The sequence below is a fragment of the Massilia sp. CMS3.1 genome (assembly GCF_051262535.1).
Classification (GTDB): Bacteria; Pseudomonadota; Gammaproteobacteria; order Burkholderiales; family Burkholderiaceae_D; genus Telluria.
Window position 1 is genome coordinate 12,336 of the sequence record NZ_JBIMES010000001.1, and the last position, 18,057, is coordinate 30,392.

The 18,057-nt window shown below is 65.4% G+C and carries 13 protein-coding genes; 8 read left to right on the top strand and 5 right to left on the bottom strand.

Annotation, left to right across the window (positions count from 1 at the left end; translation table 11 throughout):
* Positions 1-17 precede the first annotated feature (17 nt).
* The 4 genes from ACHAC9_RS00080 to ACHAC9_RS00095 all read left to right on the top strand — a co-directional run bounded on the left by ACHAC9_RS00080 (position 18) and on the right by ACHAC9_RS00095 (position 5,285).
* A complete protein-coding gene (locus ACHAC9_RS00080) occupies positions 18-2,288 on the top strand; it encodes a carboxy terminal-processing peptidase (RefSeq protein WP_435755894.1) in 2,271 nt (756 codons plus the stop codon).
* A gap of 189 nt (positions 2,289-2,477) precedes the next feature.
* Positions 2,478-3,668 carry an acyl-CoA dehydrogenase family protein gene (locus ACHAC9_RS00085; protein WP_435755896.1) on the top strand — a complete coding sequence of 397 codons (1,191 nt, stop codon included), beginning with the start codon at positions 2,478-2,480 and terminating at the stop codon, positions 3,666-3,668.
* A gap of 10 nt (positions 3,669-3,678) precedes the next feature.
* The gene (locus ACHAC9_RS00090; RefSeq protein WP_435755898.1) at positions 3,679-4,824 is read left to right on the top strand and encodes an acyl-CoA dehydrogenase family protein; all 1,146 of its coding nucleotides are present in this window, start codon (positions 3,679-3,681) and stop codon (positions 4,822-4,824) included.
* The gene (locus ACHAC9_RS00095; protein WP_435755900.1) at positions 4,821-5,285 is read left to right on the top strand and encodes a MaoC family dehydratase; all 465 of its coding nucleotides are present in this window, start codon (positions 4,821-4,823) and stop codon (positions 5,283-5,285) included. Before ACHAC9_RS00090 ends, ACHAC9_RS00095 begins: the two co-directional genes overlap by 4 nt.
* Here the strand turns inward: ACHAC9_RS00095 and ACHAC9_RS00100 are convergent, their stop codons facing one another.
* From ACHAC9_RS00100 to ACHAC9_RS00120, 5 genes are all read right to left on the bottom strand, one after another.
* Positions 5,286-6,200, bottom strand: coding sequence for a diguanylate cyclase (locus ACHAC9_RS00100; protein WP_435755902.1), 915 nt, complete (start codon positions 6,198-6,200; stop codon positions 5,286-5,288).
* The gene (locus ACHAC9_RS00105; RefSeq protein WP_435755904.1) at positions 6,197-10,627 is read right to left on the bottom strand and encodes a PAS domain-containing protein; all 4,431 of its coding nucleotides are present in this window, start codon (positions 10,625-10,627) and stop codon (positions 6,197-6,199) included. Before ACHAC9_RS00105 ends, ACHAC9_RS00100 begins: the two co-directional genes overlap by 4 nt.
* 119 nt (positions 10,628-10,746) lie before the next feature.
* Entirely contained in the window at positions 10,747-11,964 is a 1,218-nt protein-coding gene (locus ACHAC9_RS00110; RefSeq protein ID WP_435755906.1) for an acyl-CoA dehydrogenase family protein, read from the bottom strand.
* A 9-nt stretch (positions 11,965-11,973) separates the two neighbouring features.
* A complete protein-coding gene (locus ACHAC9_RS00115) occupies positions 11,974-13,017 on the bottom strand; it encodes a phosphotransferase (protein WP_435757217.1) in 1,044 nt (347 codons plus the stop codon).
* A 93-nt stretch (positions 13,018-13,110) separates the two neighbouring features.
* On the bottom strand, positions 13,111-13,815 hold the full coding sequence (locus ACHAC9_RS00120; protein WP_435755908.1) for a histidine phosphatase family protein: 705 nt from the start codon (positions 13,813-13,815) through the stop codon (positions 13,111-13,113).
* 152 nt (positions 13,816-13,967) lie between these two features.
* Here ACHAC9_RS00120 and ACHAC9_RS00125 point away from each other — a divergent pair, with 152 nt between their 5' ends.
* The 4 genes from ACHAC9_RS00125 to ACHAC9_RS00140 are packed head-to-tail and all read left to right on the top strand — an operon-like array spanning position 13,968 to position 18,023.
* Positions 13,968-15,671, top strand: coding sequence for a GspE/PulE family protein (locus ACHAC9_RS00125; protein WP_435755910.1), 1,704 nt, complete (start codon positions 13,968-13,970; stop codon positions 15,669-15,671).
* Positions 15,671-16,912 (top strand): type II secretion system F family protein, encoded by a 1,242-nt coding sequence (locus ACHAC9_RS00130; RefSeq protein WP_435755912.1) that lies wholly within the window; start codon positions 15,671-15,673, stop codon positions 16,910-16,912. The genes ACHAC9_RS00125 and ACHAC9_RS00130 overlap by 1 nt, the downstream gene beginning before the upstream one ends.
* 50 nt (positions 16,913-16,962) lie before the next feature.
* Positions 16,963-17,478: a hypothetical protein gene (locus tag ACHAC9_RS00135; protein ID WP_435755914.1), complete on the top strand. Its 516-nt coding sequence runs from the start codon at positions 16,963-16,965 to the stop codon at positions 17,476-17,478.
* Positions 17,479-17,480: 2 nt separating this feature from the next.
* Positions 17,481-18,023, top strand: a complete 543-nt coding sequence (locus ACHAC9_RS00140; protein ID WP_435755916.1) for a type II secretion system protein — start codon at positions 17,481-17,483, stop codon at positions 18,021-18,023.
* The last annotated feature ends 34 nt before the right edge of the window (positions 18,024-18,057 follow it).

Genomic DNA, 18,057 nt, shown 5'->3' on the forward strand with positions numbered 1-18,057 from the left:
TTTCGGAGAACGACTACATGAAGAAGCAGATGTTGATCGTCGCCCTGGCCGCCGCCTGTGCCATGTCGACGCACGCGGTCACCGCGCAGCCAGAAAAAGTCGCGTCCACCCAGATGAAACCCGTTGCCGCACAGACGCAAGCCGCGCTGTGGGCTTCGCGCGTGCTGGGACGCTACCACTACAAGGCGCTGCCGCTCGACGATGCAATGTCGGAAAAAATCTTCGATAACTACTTCGAAACGCTCGACAGCGAGAAGCTGTACTTCACCCAGGCCGACGTCGACCGTTTCGCACCGATGCGCACCCGCTTCGACGACGCGATCAACAACGAAGACCTGGCGCAGCCGTTCGCCATCTACAACCTGTACCAGCAGCGCTTTGCCGACCGCATGAACTATGCGCGCGGCCTGCTGAAAACCAAACTCGACTTCACCGTCGACGAGACCTTGCAGCTCGACCGCGAAAAAGCCCCATGGGCGAAGAGCGAGGACGAGGTGCGCGACCTCTGGAGGAAGCGCGTCAAGAACGACTGGCTGCGCCTGAAACTGGCCGGCAAGGAAGAAAAAGCCATTCGCGAGACGCTCGACAAGCGCTACGAGAACTACATCTCGCGCATGAAAAAGCTGAACAACGAAGACGTGTTCCAGATGTTCATGAACGCGTACGCTACCGCGATCGAGCCGCACACGAACTACCTCGGCCCGCGTTCGGCCGACAATTTCGATATCGCCATGCGCCTGTCCCTGGAGGGCATCGGCGCCGTGCTGCAGTCGCGTGAAGACTACACGGTGATCCGCGAAGTCGTGCCGGGCAGCCCGGCCGACAAGTCCGGCAAGCTGAAAGTAGGCGACCGCATCGTCGGCGTGGCCCAGGGTAACGGCCCGTTCACCGACGTCCTCGGCTGGCGCATCGACGATGTCGTGCAACTGGTGCGCGGCGAGAAGGGTTCGACCGTGCGCCTGGACGTGATTCCGGGCGACGCCGGCGTCGACGCCAAGCACGTCACCGTCTCGATGGTGCGCAAGAAGATCAGCATGGAAGAGCAGGCCGCGAAGAAGTCGATCATCCAGGTCAAGGAAAACGGCGTGGCCCGCCGCATCGGCATCATCTCGCTGCCGACCTTCTACCAGGACTTCGAAGCGCGCCGCAAGGGCGACAAGGACTTCAAGAGCGCCACGCGCGACGTCGCCCGCATCCTGGGCGAACTCAAGAAGGAAAAAGTCGACAACGTCCTGATCGACCTGCGCAACAACGGCGGCGGTTCCCTGACCGAAGCGGTCGAACTGACCGGCTTGTTCATCGACAAGGGCCCGGTGGTGCAGCAGCGCACTGCGGAAGGGCGCGTCGAAGTCGAAAGCGACACGGCAGCCGGCCTGGCATGGGATGGCCCGATGGGTGTCCTGATCAACCGCGGTTCGGCCTCGGCCTCGGAAATTTTTGCCGCCGCGATCCAGGATTACGGCCGCGGCCTGGTGATCGGCGAGCCGAGCTTCGGCAAGGGCACGGTCCAGACCCTGATCGACCTCGACCGCTTCTCGCAGTCCGAGAAAGTGCGTTATGGCGAACTGAAAATGACGATCGCCCAGTTCTTCCGCATCAATGGCGGCACCACCCAGCTACGCGGCGTCACGCCCGACATCAAGCTGCCGGTGACCTCCGACATCGAGAACTTCGGCGAATCCTCGTTCGACAACGCCTTGCCGTGGGTGTCGATCAAGCCGGCCACCTACATCCCGGCCGGGGACCTGAAGGAACTGGTGGCGCCGCTGCAGAAGCGTCACGAGGCGCGCATCGCAAAGGACAAGGAATTTCATGACCTGCGCGAAGACATCGCCGAGGTGATGAAGCTGCGTAAGGAAAACGCGATCTCGCTGAACGAAACGGTGCGCCGCAAGGAACGCGACTCCCAGGATGCGCGTGCCAAGCTGCGTGAAGCGCGCCTGGCGGCCGGCAAGGGCGGCAGCGTGGACGAGCCGGCCGCAGCGCCGGGCGGCAAGGAAGCCCGCAGCAAGGTGCCCGAGCCGACCCGTCCGGGCAAGGCGGTGATCGCGGCACGCAACACGCCGATGCGCGACGACGGTTTGCAGGGCGACGAACGCGCCTTGTCGGCCGAGATCGCCGCCGAAAAGGCAGCCAAGGATGCGAAGGACGTGCTGCTGCAGGAAGCCGCACACATCCTGGCGGACGAGGCCGGCATGCTGAAGACCGATACCCGGATGGCAACGCGCACCATGCCTTACATGGCAACGGGGAAGGCTGACCCAAGCGCTGCGTCGCTGGCCAAGTAAGGGGTCGTCTTGCATTGCGCATGAAATGGCGTGATCAGATCGAGTAATACGATTTGATAGCAGAAAGGTGGCATTGCCCGAGCGGGCAATGCCACCTTTTTCATTTGATAACAGCGTCTTCTTTTCGGGTACAATTCTTCCAGAACGATCGTGCTTTTTCGCCCGGCACGACGACAACGAGGAGACTGAATGGACCTGAACTATCTCGATGAGGACCTGGCATTTCGCGAAGAAGTGCGGACCTTCCTGGCTGAGGCACTGCCCGCCGACCTGCAGTACAAGGTGCGCCACCACCTGCGCCTGAACAAGGACGACAGCGTCCGCTGGCACAAGATTCTTGCCGAAAAAGGCTGGGTCGCACCCGGCTGGCCGGTCGAGTTCGGCGGACCGGGGTGGACCCCGGTCCAGCGCCACATTTTTGACGAAGAATGCGCGCGTGCGGGCACTCCCCAGATCATGCCCTTCGGCGTCAACATGGTCGCCCCGGTCATCATGGCCTTCGGCAGTCCCGAGCAAAAAGCCCATTACCTGCCGCGCATCCTGTCCTGCGAGGACTGGTGGTGCCAGGGTTATTCCGAGCCGGGCGCCGGCTCCGACCTGGCCTCGCTCAAGACCACGGCTGTTCGCGACGGCGACCACTACATCGTCAACGGCCAGAAGACCTGGACCACGCTGGCCCAGCACGCCGACATGATCTTCTGCCTGGTGCGCACCGATACCGGCGTGCGCAAACAGGAAGGCATCTCCTTCCTGTTAATTGACATGCACACGCCCGGCATCACGGTGCGCCCGATCATCATGCTCGATGAAGACCATGAAGTGAACGAAGTTTTCTTCGACAACGTGCGCGTGCCTGTCGCGAACCTGGTCGGCCAGGAAAACCGCGGCTGGACCTATGCCAAGTACCTGCTCGGTCACGAGCGCACCGGCATTGCCGCAGTGGGCCGCTCGAAGCGCGAACTGGCCTTCCTGAAAACGCTCGCCGCGCGCGAGAGCAAGAACGGCAAGCCGCTGATCGAGGACCCGCTGTTTGGCGCCAAGCTGGCCAGCCTGGAAATCGAACTGATGGCGCTCGAGACGACGGTGCTGCGCGTGCTCTCGCGCGCCGACAAGGGGCCGGGACCGGAAGCGTCGGTATTGAAAGTGCGCGGCACGGATATCCAGCAGCTGCTTTCCGAATTGATGGTGGAAGCCGTGGGACCGATGGCGCTGCCCTTCGACCCGGCCTATCTGGACGGCGAGCGTGAACACAGCAGTGTCGAGGACGACGATGCCGCGCCGCTGCTGTCGCACTACTTCAACTATCGCAAGACCTCCATCTACGGCGGCTCGAACGAGATCCAACGCAACATCATCACCCAGATGATCCTGGGCCTGTAAGGAGAACTGCATGGACTTCAACTTCAATTCCGAGCAGCTCCAGTTCGCCGATGCCCTCAAGCGCTGGATCGGCCGCGACTACACCTTCGAGACGCGTCGCGCGATCATTCAATCAGGCGCCGGCACCTCAAGCGCCGCCTGGGCCACGCTGGCAGAACTCGGCATGACGGCGCTGCCGGTGCCCGAAGAATCGGGTGGCTTCAACGGCAACGCCGTCGACATGTTCGTCGTGATGCAGGAACTCGGCCGCGGCCTGGTCGTCGAGCCCTACTTTGCCACCGTGCTCGGCGCCGAATTCCTGCGCCTGGCGGGCGGGCGCGGCGCATTGCTGGAGCAGGTCGCCGGCGGCGAACTGAAACTCGCCTGCGCACTGGGCGAGCGCCAGTCGCGCCACGACATGTTCGATATCGCCACGCGCGCGGGAGCCAATGGCGACGGCTGGGTGCTGAACGGCGAAAAGAAAGTCGTGATCCATGGCGCCCAGGCCGGCATGCTGATCGTCTCGGCACGCACGAGCGGTGAACAGCGCGGCCAGGATGGCGTCTCGCTGTTCCTGCTGCCTGCCGACACGCCGGGCATCACCATCCTTGACTACCGCACCCTCGATGGCCAGCGCGCTGCCGATGTGCGCTTCGAGAATGTCCAGGCGCCGCGCGCGAGCCTGTTGGGTGCGGAAGGCGCGGGCGGCGGGATCCTCGACGCCGCGCTCGACTACGGCGCCGGCCTGCTGTGCGCGGAAGCGCTGGGCGCGATGGAAGCCATCTTCGAAGCCACGCTCGAGTACCTGAAGACGCGCCAGCAGTTCGGCGCCCCGATCGGCAAGTTCCAGGCATTGCAGCACCGCATGGCCGACATGTACATCCACCTCGAGCAGGCGCGCTCGATGGCGCTGCTGGCAGCGGTGAAGCTGGCGTCGAACGACGTCACCGAGCGCCGCCGTTCGGTGTCGGCGGCCAAGTACCGCATCAACCTGGCCGCGCGTTTCGTCGGCCAGCAAGCGGTGCAGCTGCACGGCGGCATGGGCGTGACCGACGAACTGCCGGCCGCGCACTATTTCAAGCGCCTGGCGACGATCGAACTCACGCTCGGGGACGCCGACCACCACCTGGCGCGCTTCATGGCCCAGCCAGGCTTTGGCGAGAGGGCCGCCGCATGAGCAAACAATGGTATTTCGACGACTTCGTGCCGGGCCAGGAAATCGAGCTCGGCCGGCGCACGGTCACCGAGGACGAGATCATCGCGTTTGCTACCCAGTTCGACCCGCAGCCCTTCCACATCGACAAGGAAGCGGCAGCGAAATCGATCTACGGCGGCGTGATCGCCAGCGGTTGGCACACCTGCTCGATGATGATGCGGATCGTCGTCGATGGCATGCGCTGCGAGGAAGCGAGCATGGGTTCGCCAGGCCTGGACGGCGTGCGCTGGCTGCTGCCTGTGCGGGCCGGCGACACGCTGTCCGTGCGCTATGTGACGAAGGAGGTCAAGGCGTCCACGTCCAAACCGGATCGCGGCGTGGTGTTTACGACCTGGATTGCCACGAACCAGCGCGGGGAGACGGTGTGCACGATCGATGGCATGGCGATGTTCCGCAAGCGGCCGGAGGGCGCGGCGGACTAGTTACGCAAGGCAGTAACGATTGCGCCCCTCGTCCTTGGCCTGGTACAGCAGCGCATCGGCCGCGCGAATCAGCGAAGCACTCGTCTCCGACCGCTCCGGCACCAGCGACGCGATCCCCATGCTGGTCGTTAGCAGCGGGGCGGTCGGCGACACCGCGTGCACAATTCCGAGCGCGGCCAGCTCGTCCAGCACGCGCCGCGCCACGCACGCCGCCCCGGCCACATCCGTCTCAGGCAGCAGGATCGCGAATTCCTCGCCGCCGTAACGCGCGACCAGGTCCTGGGCGCGATTCGCGGCGCGGGACATGGCGTGCGCGGCCTGGCTGAGGCCGGCGTCGCCGGCCTGGTGGCCGTAATGGTCGTTGTACATCTTGAAATGGTCGATGTCGGCCAGGATCAGCGACATCGGCAGGCCCGTCCTGACGGCGCGGCGCCATTCGGTGTCGATCCGTTCGCTGAAGGCGCGCCGGTTGGCCACGCCCGTCAGGCTGTCGGTGAGCGTCAGGGCGCGCAGCGCATCGGCCTGGCGTTTCACCGTCAACTGGGTGCGTACTCTTGCGCGTACGACGGCGGCATTCACGGGTTTGCCGATGAAGTCGGCCGCGCCGGCGTCGAGCGCGCGCGTCTCGTCCTCGGGCGACACCAGGGCGGTCACGAAAATGACCGGTGTGTCGGCGGTCTCCGGGGCGGCGCGCAAGGCCTGCATGACGGCATAGCCATCCATGCCCGGCATGACGGCGTCCAGCAGGATCAGGTCCGGGTGCTGGCTGTGTGCCAGCGCGAGCGCTTTTGCGCCGTCGAGGGCGAACAGCACTTCGTGCTCGTCCTGCAGCGCCCTGTGCAGGATCTGGATGTTTTCCATCGCGTCGTCGACGATCAGGATGCGCCCGTTCAGGGCCAGTTCGGTGAAGATCATGCGTCTCCTTGTTGTTCCAGTATGGCCTCCACCAACAGCGCCGCGTGCGCGAAGCGCAGCGTGGCCACGGCCTCGGCGAGCTCGCCTGCCTCGCTGGCGGCAAGCCGTGCGCCCAACCCGGGCGCGAGCGCCGCGTGGGCCGCGATCGCCCTCATATTGTTATTTTGAAGCAGTTCCAGCAGCTGTGCCAACGCGTGTGTGCCGACATCCGCAGCGGGGCTCGCCTGCAGGCCAGGCGCCAGGCCGCGCGCTGCCGCCTGCAGCGATGCCAGCTCCGCTCGCAAGGGCGTCAGCCGGCTTTTGGCCTGTGGGTCGTCGCCCGCGTGGAGTGCCGCTTCCAGTTCCAGGGCGTGCGCCGCCAGCCTTGTGGCCCCGAGGTTGGCCGACACGCCACGCAGGCGGTGCGCCGTTGCCAGCGCGCCCGCACGGTCGGCCCCCTGCAACTGCGCGTGCAGCTCGTCCAGGGTCTGCCCCGCGCCGCCGACGAAACGGGTGAAGAGCGCATTGAACGCGGCGATGCTGCCCTTGAAACGCGGCAGAGCCGCTTTCAGATCGACGCCGGGCATGTTCGGAAGTAGCGCGTCGGTAGCGGCAGTGCCGACCCCGGTGGAAAGCCCGGCGCTACGCCCGGTCAGGCGCGCCAGCGTCGCCACCAGCGCGTCGACATCGATCGGTTTCGGCAGATGGTCGTCCATGCCGGCGTCGAATGCGCGCCGGCAGTCATCCTCGGCCGTGTTGGCGCTCATCGCGATGATCGGCAGGCGATGCAGCCCCATGGCGCGGATTGCTTCGGCCGCATCGTAACCGTTCATGACCGGCATCTGCAGGTCCATCAGGACCGCGTCGAACCCCGCACCAGAGGCGGCCAGCAGGTCGAGCGCGATGCGGCCATTCGCGGCGAGCGTGACCTGCGCGCCGGCATGCCCCAGCACATAGCCCGCCACTTCCTGGTTGACCGCATTGTCCTCGACCACCAGCACGCGCAGGCCCGCCAGGCTTGCCGCCAGCGCGCCGTGCCCTGTCGCATGCGCCGGGGCCGCGCCGCGCAGTTCACCCAAGGCCGCTTCCAGCGATGTGCCCGTAAACGGTTTACCCAGCAGCGCCAGGCGCGCGGCGCCCGGCAAGGCCGGCGCAGGACCGTATGGATCGGCCATCAAGAGCACGGTCGGCGGCAGGGTGACATCGAGCGTGGCAAACCCGGGCAGGGCGGCGTCAAGGAAGACGAAGTCGAAGCGTTCGCCGTGCAGGAGCGCCAGGGCGTCGTGCGCGCCCCCTGCGCACACGGCCTCCCAGCCGCGTGCGCGCAGCTGCACCGCCAGTGCCGCGCCCGTGCTTCGATTGTCGTCGGCCACGAGGACGCGCAGCGCGCAGTCGAGCGTCCCGGGGGTAATGGGGCCGGGTGCCTCGGGCGCGCCGAAATCGGCTTCGAAATCGAAGCGCGCGCCCCGGCCCGGCCGGCTTTTCACGGTCAGGTCGCCTCCCATCAGCGTCACCAGGCGGCGCGCAATCGACAGGCCAAGGCCGACGCCGCCAAGCTGGCGGTCGCTCGCGCTCGCGCTCGCGCCCATGGCCTGCGCAAACGGTTCGAACAGGCGCGCCTGCTCGGACGGGGCGATGCCGATGCCGGTATCGCGCACGGAAAAGCGCAGGCGCACCCGTCCCGGGCTGAACGCGGCGACCTCGATCGATACCACGATTTCGCCGCTTTCCGTGAACCTGACGGCATTCCCGACGAGGTTCAGCAGCACCTGCTCGAGGCGGGCCGGGTCGCCGCGCAGCAGGCGCGGAACATCGGGCGCCACCGCGAACACGGTCTCGAGGCCTTTGGCCCGGGCGGCCGGGACGTTCAGCACGGCGATGCTGTCCAGGGTGGCGTCCAGCTGCAGCGGGACGTGTTCCAGCACCAGCTGTCCGGCGTCGGTCGCGGCGTAGTCGAGCAGATCGCTGACGATGCCGAGCAGCGAGGCCGAGGCGCTGCGGATATGGGCGACGTGGGCGCGCTCGCGTGGGGGCAGGGGCGCTTCCTCGAGCAGGCGCGCCAGGCCCACGATCGCGTTCATCGGGGTCCGGATTTCGTGGCTCATGTTGCCGAGGAATTCGCTCTTGGCGCGGCTGGCCCCCTCGGCCTCGCGCAGCGCCTGCACCAGGCGGCCTTCGGTGCGCTTGAGTTCGGAAATATCGGCGTGCAGCGCGTAGAAGCCACGCACCCGTCCCGTCTTGTCGACGTCGGGCAGGTAGCTGCCCCAGACGTGGACCGGTTCGCCCTTCGCATTCTGCAGGGCGGCCTCGAAATTCTGCGGCTGGCCGCCGAGCACGCCCTGCACATACGGCCGCAAGGGCGCCATTTTGGCGCCGGGAATGAGCTCATCCGCGCGCCGCCCGAGCGCGGCGGCATCGTCGCCGGCACCCAGCCAGGCCAGGGCCGGCCGGTTGGCGAAGCGCAGGCGGTAGTCGGCGTCCCAGTAGGTGACCAGGGCCGGCAGGTTGTCGGTCACGGTGCGGATGAAGCGCTCGCGCTGGCGCAGCTGGGCGCCGCTGGCGCGCAGCGCGGCATCGGCCGCGACACGGGCGCTGATGTCGCGGATGGTCACCTGCATCATGCCGGGGCCGCCGATGTCGACGCTGCTCAGCCTGACGTCGGCGTGGAAGTTCGTGCCATCGCGGCGCCGGGGCACCCATTCGAACCCGATGCCGCCTTCGTCGAGCGCGCGGCGCATCAGCTCGGTCGCCATCTCGTCCGAACGGCGCCCGTTCGGCTGAAATTCGGGCGACGCGCCCGCCGGGGAGAGCATCAGCACCTCTTCGACGCTGGCGCAGCCGAACAAGGCGGCCGCCGCCGGGTTGGCGCTGACGAAATTGGCGTTGTAGGCAAGCAGCGCCTGGGCGTCGCCGGAACCTTCGAACAGGACCCGGAACAATTCCTCGTTGTCGCGGTTCTGCTGCTCGAGCATCTTGCGCTCGGTGATGTCGATCACGACCGCATTGATGCCCACCAGTTCGCCTGCGGGACCGAACACCGGGTAGTAGCTCGACAGCCAGTAACGTGTCACGCCCGGCTGGGCCGGCACTTCGCCGGCCACCTCGAGGTCGCGTAGCGCGCGGCCGCTGTCGAGCACGCGGCGATATGGCTGCTCGAACGCCACGCCCGCCTCGCCCAGCAGTTCCGGCAGCGTGCGCCCGAGGTGGCTCAGCGCCGGCGCGTTGTTGATGGCGGCCAGGTAGTCGTTGATCATGACGAAGCGCAGGTCGTGGTCGACGAAGCACAGGCCGACGGGCGCGGTGGCGTAGACCGTTTCGACGCGCGCGTGCAGGCGTTCCAGTTCGGCGGTGCGGTCGGCCACGCGCGATTCGAGTCCGCTGCGGTAACGCAGCAATTCGCCTTCGACTTCCTGCAGCGCCCCGGCCACGACCGCCGTCTCGCGGATCGTCGCAGGCGCGAACACGAGCGGCCGGCCCCGCCCCAGCGCGGCCGCCGGTTTCACCAGGCCCTGCACCGAACGGGCAATGGTGCCGCCGATAGTCCGGGCCAGCAGCAGGCCGAGACCCAGCAGGCCGCTCGCGGCGGCCAGGGTGGCCGGCACCGTATCGCCGAGCAGTTCGTGCGCGGCGTCGTCCGGATAGGTCACGGCGACAATCCAGCCGTGCTCGCCGGAGCGCAGCCAGGCCGCGTGCCGCAGCAGGCCGTCGCCATCGTCCGGCAGTTCGACCGTGCCTTCGAGCCTGGCGGCCGCGTTCGAGGCCAGCACGCCATTCATCGGCGCGCCGGCGTAGAGCGCGCCGCCGACGCTGCGCGCAACGCTCAAGCCGCGCCCGTCGATCACTTCGGCGACCCAGCCGGGAGGCAAGTGTTGGGCGCCGAGCAGGTCGGCAATGCGCTTTGGGCGCACCTGGCTCGAGAGCACATAGGCCACTTTGCCGTCGCGCCAGACCGGCACGTCGCTCGAGAACACGAACGGCAGGCCGGGCGAGGGCCGGTACAGGCTGGACACCCGGGCATCGCCGCGGCGCAGGACCGCTTCGATCGACGCCTGGTTGGGCGTCGATGGCAGGGCGGCACCAAACGCGTTGCGGGTGTCGAGCAGGGGCCGTCCATCCGCGCCGCTCAGGGCGAAGTACGAGACGGGGAATTCGGGACGCAGCAGGGCGCGTGCCTGGGCGTGGAACTGGCCGAGCGTGCCGGGCGCCAGCGTTGGCCAGGCGGCGACGACGCGCGCGGCCGTTTCCGCGCTCTCCAGGTCGCGCTCGAGCGCGGCAGCCACGGCACGGGTGAGGGTGGCCGCGTCGCGCGCCACGTGGTCCGCCTCACGCTCCCAGGCGTCGTGCAGGAACGCGATACAGCCGAGTACGATCGGCAGGACACTGGCGAGGACGAGCGTGAGCAACTTCGAACGAATCGAAGGCAGGGAAGTGCGGCGAAACAGTGGCAAAAGCAATCCAGGACGATACGGCGCGGATGCGCCTCCAGCGAGCATGGTAGAGGAGTGGCCAGGCCGGCGAAAGCGCAGCCGGCCTGGCACCCTTCTACGTGTAGACGTTCAGCAACAGGTCACAGGTATTTGGCAAGCTCGACCTTGGCGATCGCGTTCCGGTGCACCTCGTCCGGGCCATCGGCCAAGCGCAGGGTGCGGTTGCCCGCCCACTGGTAAGCCAGCGGGAAGTCGTCCGACACGCCGGCAGCGCCGTGGGCCTGGATCGCCCAGTCGAGCACCTGCTGGGCCACGTTCGGCGCCAGCACCTTGATCATCGCGATCTCGGCCGCCGCGACCTTGTTGCCGACCGTATCCATCATCCACGCCGCTTTCAGCGTCAGCAGGCGCGCCGTGTCGATGCGGATGCGCGACTCGGCAATGCGCTCGCGCCAGACGCCCTGTTCGGAAATCTTCTTGCCGAAGGCGACGCGGCTGTCAAGCCGCTTGCACATCAGCTCCAGGGCGCGCTCGGCCACACCGATGGCCCGCATGCAGTGGTGGATGCGGCCCGGCCCGAGGCGGCCCTGGGCGATCTCGAAGCCGCGGCCTTCGCCGAGGAGCAGGTTCGAGCTTGGGACCCGGACGTTCTCGAACAGGATTTCGCAGTGGCCATGCGGGGCATCGTCGTAGCCGAACACGGGCAGCGGCCGCTTGACGGTGATGCCGGGCGTATTTGCCGGGACCAGGATCATCGACTGCTGCTGGTGGCGCGCAGCAAGCGGATCGGTCTTGCCCATCACGATGTAGATCTGGCAGCGCGGGTCGCCGGCACCCGAAATCCACCACTTGTGGCCGTTAATGACGTACTCGTCGCCATCGCGCTCGATGCGGGTGGCGATATTCGTCGCGTCCGAGGAAGCCACGTCCGGTTCGGTCATGGCGAAGGCCGAACGGATCTCGCCGCGCAGCAGGGGTTCCAGCCACTGCTGCTTGTGTTCTTCGAGGCCATAGCGTTCGAAGGTTTCCATGTTGCCGGTGTCGGGCGCCGAGCAGTTGAACACTTCCGGCGCCCAGCCGACCCGGCCCATGATTTCGCACAGCGGGGCATAGTCGAGGTTCGACAAGCCTTCCGGCGCGCGCTTTGATTTCGGCAGGAACAGGTTCCACAGGCCCTGTTCGCGGGCGAGCGGTTTCAGGCGCTCGATGATTTCCGTCGGCACCCAGCGGTTGCCGGCCACGCCGTTGCGGTCGATTTCCTGCTTGTAGGCTTTTTCGTTCGGGTAGATATTCTCGTCCATGAAGGCGAGCAGGCGGGTGCGCAGTTCCTTGCAGCGGTCGGAATAGTCGAAATCCATGGGGGTTCCTTAGCGGTTTGCGAAGTGCCAGGCCATCTCGGCCATCGGGCGGGCGGCTTTGCCGTTTTCCAGCGCCTGCGCGCTCGAGGCGGTGCCGTCGACATAGCGTTTCATGATGCCTTGCATGATGCCGGCCAGCCGGAACATGTTGTAGGCCAGGTAGAAATTGAAGTCTTCCTTCCTGATGGTCTTGCCGGTGCGCTCGGAATAACGCGCGATGTAGCTGTCCAGGTCCGGAATGCCGAGCGCTTCCAGGTCGAGTCCCGCAATGCCGCGAAATTTTCCTGGCTCGATATGCCAGCTCATGCAATGGTAGGAAAAATCCGCCAGCGGATGGCCGAGCGTCGACAGTTCCCAGTCGAGCACGGCGAGGATGCGTGGTTCGGTCGGGTGGAAGATGATGTTATCCAGCCGGAAGTCGCCGTGCACGATCGATGTGTCTTCGCCGGGCGGGATATTCTTCGGCAGCCATTCGATGAGACGGTCCATCGCTTCGATCGGTTCCGTAACGGATGCCTGGTATTGCCTGGTCCAGCGTTCAATCTGGCGCCCAAAATAATTGCCGGGCTTGCCGTAGTCGGAGAGACCGATGGCGGCGTAGTCGACCGTATGGAGCTGGGAGATGACGCGGTTCAGTTCGTCGTAGATGGCGCTGCGTTCTTCCACACTCATGCCGGGCAGGGACTGCTCCCACAGCACGCGGCCTTCGACGAAGTCCATCAGGAAGAATGCGCGACCGATGATCGCTTCGTCGGTGCACAGCGCAATCTGGCGCGGCACCGGAAAACCGGCGCCGTGCAGCGCGTTCATGACGCGAAATTCGCGGTCGATGGCGTGGGCCGAGGGCAGCAGTTTCGCGGCCGGGCCGGGTTTGGTGCGCAGGACGTATTGCTTGTCGCCGGCACGCAGTTTGAAGGTCGGATTCGATTGCCCGCCCTTGAATTGTTCGACGTCGAGCGGGCCGGCCGGGAAGTCCGGCACATTCGCCCGCAACCAGGTCGCAAGCGCATCGACATCGAATTTCTGGCGCTCGGACACGGGCTTGGTCCCCATCATCTCTTCATACACTGGCGTCTCCTCCTCGTGTTGTTGTCAAAAGATTGTAGCTGATGAAGCGAACGACCGTACTATTCATTTTGCCAAAAATCAGGGTGCGCGGCGGTACTGTGAATACAGCTGTTCCATGGTCGTGCTGCGCGCATCTGGTTGGAGCGGTGCAGGCGGCACGTGGTTCACGAAGCGCACCACCCAGTCGCGTGGATCGTCGCCGACGTCGAGGGCATTGATGCAGCCGGCTTCCTGCGCCAGACCACCTAAAAACAGGCGTTGGCCGGTGAGCGCCAGCGACAGGATCGCGCAATTCACGCCGCCGTGCAGGACCAGCAGGATCGTGTCCCAGGTCGGGTCGGCGCGCAGCCGGTCCAGCGCCGGGTGGACCCGGTCCATCATCTCGCCGACCGACTCGCCGCCGAGGAAGCGCTGTTCTGGTGCGACCAGGCCTTCGAAGACGCCGGTGAAGGCGCGCTTCAGGTCCGCTTCCGGAATCGCGGACAGGCGCCCGCCCCGGATTTCGTGCAGCTCGGGCCAGGTGTCGAGGTCGATCTGCTGGCCAGTGACGGCCAGCACGCGGGCGGCCGTCTCCACCGTGCGGGGCAGGCCGGAGACGATCACGCGGTCAAACGTGATGCCGGCGGCGGCAAACGTGCTGCCTGCGGCATCGGCTTGCCCGCGGCCGGCTTCGTTCAGGGGGACTTGTTCCGGCAGGACGGGGCGGCCGGCGGCGTCGAAGTAGGTGACGCTGCCGTGGCGCATCAGGAAGATGCGGCGGCGCTCTGTAGCTTGATCGTGCATGTGGCTCCTCGAACGGTCGACAATCTTGTTGATATTACACGTAACGAACGGCCGGGCGCGGTGTTTCAACCACAAAATAAATTCCAACGGTAAATATTGCCCGGTTCTGCCTTAAAATGATTTCCCATTTTGACGGCATTACAAGGGGTGGTATGGCAAGGCCAGAAAAAGTCAGGCTCGGTGAAATCCTGGTGCAGCAAAAGCTGTTGTCCGAGGAGCAGCTGAACCAGGCGCTCTCCGACCAGAAACGCACCGGACGCAAGCTCGGGCGCGTGTTCGTCGAGAACGGATTCGTGACCGAAGAGCAGATCTCGGGCGCGCTGGCGCGCCAGCTCAACATCCCGTACATCAACCTGAAGTTCTACAACATCAGCGACACCCTGGTGCGCCTGCTGCCGGAAACGGCCGCGCGCCGCTTTCGGGCGCTGGTGCTGGAAGAGCGGTCTGATGCGATGCTGGTCGGCGTGTCGGACCCGACCGACCTGTTCGCCTACGACGAGATCGCGCGCCTGCTGAAGAAGAACATCGAGCTGGCCGTGGTCAACGAGACCGAGGTGCTGCACACGATCGACCGCATCTACCGCCGCACCGGCGACATCACCGATTTCGCGCGCGAAGTCGAGGCCGACATCGGCGACGCCTTTGTCGACTTCGGCGCAATGACCGCCAATCCGGGCCTGGAAGAAGCGCCGGTCGTCAAGCTGCTGCAATCGGTGTTCGACGACGCGACCCAGGTGCGGGCCTCGGACATCCATATCGAGCCGCAGGAAGGGCGCCTCCAGATCCGCTTCCGGATCGACGGCGTGCTGCACCTGCAGACCGAGGCCGACATCAAGATCGCCACGCCGCTGGCCTTGCGCCTGAAACTCATGGCGGACCTGGATATCTCGGAAAAGCGCCTGCCGCAGGATGGCCGCTTTGCGATGAAGGTGAAGAACCAGCGCATCGACGTGCGTATCTCGACCATGCCGACCCAGTTCGGCGAATCGGTCGTCATGCGACTCTTGAACCAGGCGGGCAACACGCTGCGTCTGGAATCGATCGGCATGCCGCGCAAAATGCTGGAGCGCTTCCGGGCGATCGTCCAGCGTCCGAACGGCCTGGTGCTGGTGACCGGTCCCACGGGTAGCGGCAAGACCACCACGCTCTACAGCGCGCTGGCCGAGCTCAACTCGGTCGAGAAGAAACTGATCACGGTCGAGGACCCGGTCGAGTACCGCCTGCAGGGCATCAACCAGGTGCAGGTGAACGACAAGATCGAGCTGTCCTTCGCACGCGTGTTGCGCTCGGCGCTGCGCCAGGACCCGGACATCGTGCTGGTCGGCGAGATGCGCGACCAGGAAACGGCGCAGATCGGCCTGCGCGCCGCGATGACGGGCCACCTGGTGCTCTCGACCCTGCACACGAACGATGCGGCCAGTACTCCCTTGCGCCTGATGGACATGGGCGTGCCGCGCTACATGGTCGGCGGCTCGCTGCAGGCCGTGCTGGCCCAGCGCCTGGTGCGCGTGATCTGCGAAAGCTGCACCACCGCGTATGTCCCGACTCCGCCGGAACAGACCTGGCTGCGCGCCGAACTCGGCAATTTCGTCGAACAGGCGCAGTTCTTCCACGGCAAAGGCTGCTCGCACTGCAACGGCACCGGCTACCGCGGCCGCACCGGCGTCTACGAGCTGCTGGAGATGACGCGCGCCGTCACCGACGCCGCGAACCACCCGGACCCGGCCCACTTCCTGAAGGTCGCGCATGCCGAGATGAATGGCGACACGCTGCGCCGCCACGGCGTGCAGCTGGCTGTGCAGGGACGCACAACGATTGGGGAAGCCATGCGCATCAGTAACCAGGTCGACGACTGATGCCTTTCTTCGCCTACAAGGGCCGCAACGCGCGCGGCGAACTGATGGAGGGCGTGCTGGAAGGGCTCGATTCCGGCGCCGTCGCCGACCAGCTGTTCGGCACCGGCGTGACGCCGGTCGAGATCGTCGTCACGCGACGCGGCGCCACCAGCGGCGGGGGCAACCTGCAGGAAATCTGGCGGCGCCTGCGCGAGAAAAGCGTCACCTCGATGGATGTGCAACTATTTAGCCGCCAGATGCATACGCTGCTGAAATCGGGCGTGCCCATCATGCGCGGCCTGGCCGGCCTGCAGGAGTCGGCCACCAGCCCGGCGTTCGGGCGCGTGATCAAGGATTTGCGCGAGTCGCTCGACTCCGGGCGCGAACTGTCCGCGGCGATGCGCCGCCACCCGGCAATCTTCTCGACCTTCTACCTGTCGATGGTGCGCGTGGGCGAGATGACGGGCCGCCTGGAAGAAGTCTTCCTGCGCCTGTTCGACCACCTCGAATTCGACCGAGACATGCGCGACCGCGTGAAAACCGCGCTGCGCTATCCGAGCTTCGTGATCATCGCGATGGTGATTGCCATGGCGATCGTCAACATGTTCGTCATTCCCGCGTTCGCCAAGGTGTTCGAGGGCTTCCACGCGACGCTGCCCCTGATGACGCGCATCCTGTTGGCGACCTCCAACTTCACGGTCGACTACTGGCCGCTGCTGCTTGGCCTGACGGTGGGCGCCTTCGTCGCCTTCCGGTCCTGGGTCGGCACGCCCGCCGGACGCTACAGCTGGGACAGGCGCAAACTCGGTTTTCCGATCGCCGGCAAGATCCTGCTCAAAGGCATGATGGCGCGTTTCGCGCGCAGCTTCGCGTTGTCGATGAGGAGCGGCGTGCCGGTGGTGCAAGCCTTGACCGTGGTATCGCAGACGGCCGACAACGCCTACCTGGCCGCGCGCATCGAGCAGATGCGCGACGGCGTCGAGCGCGGAGAAAGTATCTTGCGTACCTCGACCGCGGCGAACGTGTTCACGCCCATCGTGCTGCAGATGATTGCCGTCGGCGAGGAAACCGGTTCGCTCGACGATCTCATGGACGAGATCGCCCTGATGTACGAACGGGAAGTCGACTATGAACTGAAAACGCTGTCGAGCCAAATAGAACCGATCCTGATCGTCTTCCTCGGCGTGATGGTCCTCATCATGGCGCTCGGTATCTTCCTGCCGATCTGGGACCTCGGCAAAGCGGCGATGCACCGCGGATGAGGCCATTTTCCAGATCGCGCCAAGGCGGGGCGAGCCTGCTGGAATTGGTCGTGGCCGCGATCTTCACCGCCGTGATGGCCGGCGTTCTGTTGAAAAGCATTATTAGTTACCAGGGAGAAAGCGAGCGAGTTGCGGTAAAACAACTGATCGGTTCGCTACGCACCTCCCTTGCCCTGCGGTCCAGCAAGGTCATTTCGACAACGGGTGAAGCCGGTTTGATAGCACTTGCACATCAGAATCCGATGGCATTGTTGCAAGAACCGCCCGGAAACTACCTCGGTGAATACTATTCTCCTAACAAAAGTACGCTTCCGGGCGGGAATTGGTACTTCGACCGAAGTACACACACGCTGGTATATTTATCTGCCGCAGAGAAATCTTTTTCTTCTGGGACACAAAAAGACCTGACCTTCAAGGTAAAATTGCTTCACGTTCCAGGTCCGGTCAACCCAGGTGGACAAAGAAACGGCAGCACAGGCCTGGTCCTCGATCAACTCAACGATCAGGCGGTCGCCATCAACAATTCTGCGGGATTCGGCCCGCGTCCTACTCTCTCGGAGAAATAGTAATGAACAAGAGCATCAAAGCGTCGCAAGGTGGTTTTACCCTGATCGAATTGATCGTCGTGATCGTCATCCTGGGCATCCTGGCTGCGACCGCGCTGCCGAAATTCGCCAACCTGAGCGGCGAAGCCCGCCTGGCGAGCCTGAACGCGGCCAAGGGCGCGCTCGGCGCGACGTCGGCAATGACGCATGGCAAGTGGCTGGTCACGCCTGGTAACAGCAAAGTCAAAGTCGAAGGCACGGAACTGACGATGGACACCACGTACGGCTACCCAGTCGTGACCGACGCTGCTTCGGCGAAACTGCTTGCCGAGGCGGCCGGCCTGTCGACCACGGACTATACGGTGTATGTTGCCGGCAATGGCACGACCGAGCCAGCCGTCACCGCAGGCAGCGGCAAATTCGCTGTCGTGCCAAACAGCATTGCCACGACCAAGACCGCTGCGAAATGTTTCGTACTGTACTCGGCTCCGACCGCCACCAACCCGGTACCGGTCATCACCGTCGGCGCTTCGACCAACGCGCTCGCCATCGACGCCTGCGAGTAAGCGCGTAACAAGCCCGTGGCTGGCCTGCATCCCC

Coding starts and splice junctions, on each gene's coding strand:
- ACHAC9_RS00080 (WP_435755894.1), top strand. CDS start 18: ATGAAGAAGCAGATGTTGATCGTCGCCCTGGCCGCCGCCTGTGCCATG.
- ACHAC9_RS00085 (WP_435755896.1), top strand. CDS start 2,478: ATGGACCTGAACTATCTCGATGAGGACCTGGCATTTCGCGAAGAAGTG.
- ACHAC9_RS00090 (WP_435755898.1), top strand. CDS start 3,679: ATGGACTTCAACTTCAATTCCGAGCAGCTCCAGTTCGCCGATGCCCTC.
- ACHAC9_RS00095 (WP_435755900.1), top strand. CDS start 4,821: ATGAGCAAACAATGGTATTTCGACGACTTCGTGCCGGGCCAGGAAATC.
- ACHAC9_RS00100 (WP_435755902.1), bottom strand. CDS start 6,200: ATGATCTTCACCGAACTGGCCCTGAACGGGCGCATCCTGATCGTCGAC.
- ACHAC9_RS00110 (WP_435755906.1), bottom strand. CDS start 11,964: ATGGATTTCGACTATTCCGACCGCTGCAAGGAACTGCGCACCCGCCTG.
- ACHAC9_RS00115 (WP_435757217.1), bottom strand. CDS start 13,017: ATGGGGACCAAGCCCGTGTCCGAGCGCCAGAAATTCGATGTCGATGCG.
- ACHAC9_RS00120 (WP_435755908.1), bottom strand. CDS start 13,815: ATGCACGATCAAGCTACAGAGCGCCGCCGCATCTTCCTGATGCGCCAC.
- ACHAC9_RS00125 (WP_435755910.1), top strand. CDS start 13,968: ATGGCAAGGCCAGAAAAAGTCAGGCTCGGTGAAATCCTGGTGCAGCAA.
- ACHAC9_RS00130 (WP_435755912.1), top strand. CDS start 15,671: ATGCCTTTCTTCGCCTACAAGGGCCGCAACGCGCGCGGCGAACTGATG.
- ACHAC9_RS00140 (WP_435755916.1), top strand. CDS start 17,481: ATGAACAAGAGCATCAAAGCGTCGCAAGGTGGTTTTACCCTGATCGAA.